3 protein-coding genes are annotated in these 2,729 nt (G+C 68.2%); 2 read left to right on the top strand and 1 reads right to left on the bottom strand.

Features of this window, described 5'->3' with window-relative positions:
* Positions 1–326: DJ-1/PfpI family protein (locus tag LQV45_RS24420; protein ID WP_230009199.1), on the bottom strand; the 326-nt coding region annotated here is incomplete at its 3' end.
* A 174-nt stretch (positions 327–500) separates the two neighbouring features.
* On the opposite strand from LQV45_RS24420, the gene LQV45_RS24415 reads away from it, so the two are divergent.
* Positions 501–2,372 carry a Na+/H+ antiporter gene (locus LQV45_RS24415; protein ID WP_230009198.1) on the top strand — a complete coding sequence of 624 codons (1,872 nt, stop codon included), beginning with the start codon at positions 501–503 and terminating at the stop codon, positions 2,370–2,372.
* A gap of 149 nt (positions 2,373–2,521) precedes the next feature.
* Positions 2,522–2,729: DUF2630 family protein (locus LQV45_RS24410; RefSeq protein WP_230009197.1), on the top strand; the 208-nt coding region annotated here is incomplete at its 3' end.

The following is a 2,729-nucleotide window of genomic DNA, read 5'->3' as shown; positions in this document are numbered from 1 at the left end:
CAGGGCTTGTGCTGCTCGAAGAAGGCACGCGTGAACGCCTGGGCCTCCTTGTCGACCCTGAGGTGATCGGCGTTGACCACGCCGCCGGGGATGACCAGGGCGTGGAAATCGGCGGCGTCGGCCCGCCCCACGGCGACGTCGACGGCGAACCGCTGCCCCTTTTCGGTGCCGTCATAGCCCTGCAGCTCTCCGCTCTTCGGCGAGACCAGGGTTGGCACACCGCCGGCTTCCTTGACGGCATCCCACGGGCTGGTCAGCTCCACTTGCTCCACACCGTCCGTCAGCAGGAACGCGACTTTCTTGCCGGAAAGATTGTGCTCTGACATGTGTCCTCCTCGTGCCGGGCGCGGGCCGGCAACATTCGTTCAGTGCCGGCGCCACGCGCAGTGTCCCACTTGGTTTGCAGTGTTAACTCTAGAAAGCCGCCAAGTCGTAAGCAAGCTGATGATGCATTGCAGGGATCCCGCCGGCACAGGACGGGAAGCTGAGAGAATGGGCCCATGGAAGTCGCTTTCGGGCTGCTGGCCCTCGTCGCCATCGTCTGTGCCTGCAGCGCACTGGGCCAAAGGATCAACATCTCCGTCCCCCTGCTGCTGGTGCTGGCCGGCGTGGTGTGCTCGTTCCTGCCGTTCGTTCCGACCATCGAACTGAACCCCGAAATCGTTCTGGTCGGGCTGTTGCCGCCGCTGCTCTATGCGGCGGCGCTGCAGACCTCGCTGTTCGATTTCCGTTCCAACCGCCGCTCCATCGGCCTGTTGTCAGTCGGCTACGTCATTTTCGGCACCGTCAGCGTCGGGCTGGTGGTCGCCTGGCTGTTTCCCGAGATCCCGCTGGCGGCCGCCATGGCCCTGGGCGCCGTCGTCGCGCCCCCTGACGCCGTGGCGGCGACGGCGATTGCGCGAAAGGTGGGCATGCCCCGCCGGGTTGTCACCATCCTGGAGGGCGAATCGCTGGTCAACGACGCCACGGCGCTGGTCTGCCTGCGTGCTGCCATCGCCGCGATCGCCGGAGTTGTCTCCGCCGCGGAGATTGCCGGCGGCTTCGTCCTGGCGGTTGGCGGGGGCGTGGCGGTGGGCGTTGCCGCGGCCTTCATGCTCACAGCGCTCCGCAAGCGGATCCGCAACGTGGCCATCAACACTTCCACTTCCCTGATCGCCCCGCTCGTGGCCTACCTCCCGGCGGAAGCGATCCACGCCTCCGGTGTCCTGGCCGTCGTCGTCACCGGGCTGATCATGGGGACCAAGGCGCCGTCCATGCCAAACGGGGCGGCCCGGCTGAGCCAGCGCAGCAATTGGCACACTGTCCAGTTCCTGTTGGAGAACTCCGTTTTCCTGCTGATCGGGCTGCAGGTCCGGACCATCATCGAGGGCGTCCGGGATGACTCGCTGGGTCCGGAACGGATCTGGTTCGGCTGTGCCGCCGTGCTGCTGGCCGTGCTGGTCCTGCGCCCGGTCTGGGTCTTCCCCGCAACGTACCTGCCGCGGCTCATTCCCGCGGTCCGGCGCAAGGATCCCGCGCCGCCCTGGCAATTTCCGGCGATCGTCTCCTGGGCGGGCATGCGCGGCGTGGTGACGCTTGCCGCTGTCCTGGTCCTGCCGGCGGAGCTGGAGCACCGGTCGGTCCTGATCCTGATGGCCCTCGTGGTGGTGGCCGGCACGCTGACCCTGCAGGGTTTCACGCTCCCGGCCCTGGTCCGGTTGCTGCGCGTGAAGGGACCGGACCCGCGCGAGGACGCCCTCAACGAGGCGTCGCTGATGCAGATGGCGACGGCGGCTGGCGTGCAGCGGCTCCAGGAACTGCGTTCGGACGCCGATCCCCCCGAAGTCGTGGCGATGCTCAAACGGCGCACCCAGGAGCGCGGGCTGGCCGCATGGGAGCGGCTGGGCCGGCCGTCCGCCGAAGCCGCCACCCCCAGCCAGCGGTACGCCCAACTCCGGCTGGCGATGCTGGACGCCGAGCGCACCAAGGTCCTCGAGCTGCGGCGCGGCGGCGGATACGCGCACGAGGTCCTGGTCAACGTCCTTGACCGCCTCGACGTCGAAGAGTCCATGCTGGACGCCGCACTGGAGGAACCGGACGCGGACGGCAGCGGCGGCGAGGGAATCGCCCGGCCCCGCGGCGTTTGTCCGCACCTGGAGGCCGCCCCCGATCTCACCGTCCCGTCTGGTCCCTTCTGCGAGGCGTGCGAACGGGAGGGGACGACGACGGTGCATCTGCGGATGTGCCTGCAGTGCGGCAACGTGGCCTGCTGCGATTCCTCGCCGGGAACCCACGCGTACAAACACTTCCAGCTCAGCGGCCACCCCGTCATGCGCAGCGTCGAGCCCGGCGAGGACTGGCGCTGGTGCTACCCGGACGAACTTCTTGGCTAGGCCGCAGGCGCCGGCCAGTGCCGTCCGGCGTCGGTCCCGGGCGCCCCTGTTCACCGCACCATCCCCTCCGTAGGCTGGAAGGGGACCTGCTGGAAGTGGACCCTGCGAAGAGAAGGCTGCCTGCCGCCGTCGGACGAAAAGAGGACACCATGGACAATCAAGACATCCTGGAGCGCATCAAGGCCCTGGTGGAGGAGGAACACGGCCTCCGCGAAGGCTCAACCCAGTCTGGCGGGACCGGAGGCCCGGACATCCTCCGGCTGCAGCAGGTGGAAGAACAGCTGGATCAGTGCTGGGACCTGCTCCGCCAGCGGCGCGCGAAAAAAGACTATGGCGAGAACCCCGACGAGGCGGAAG

The organism is Microbacterium sp. Bi128, assembly GCF_918698205.1.
This window is presented reverse-complemented; position numbering and strand designations above follow the sequence as displayed.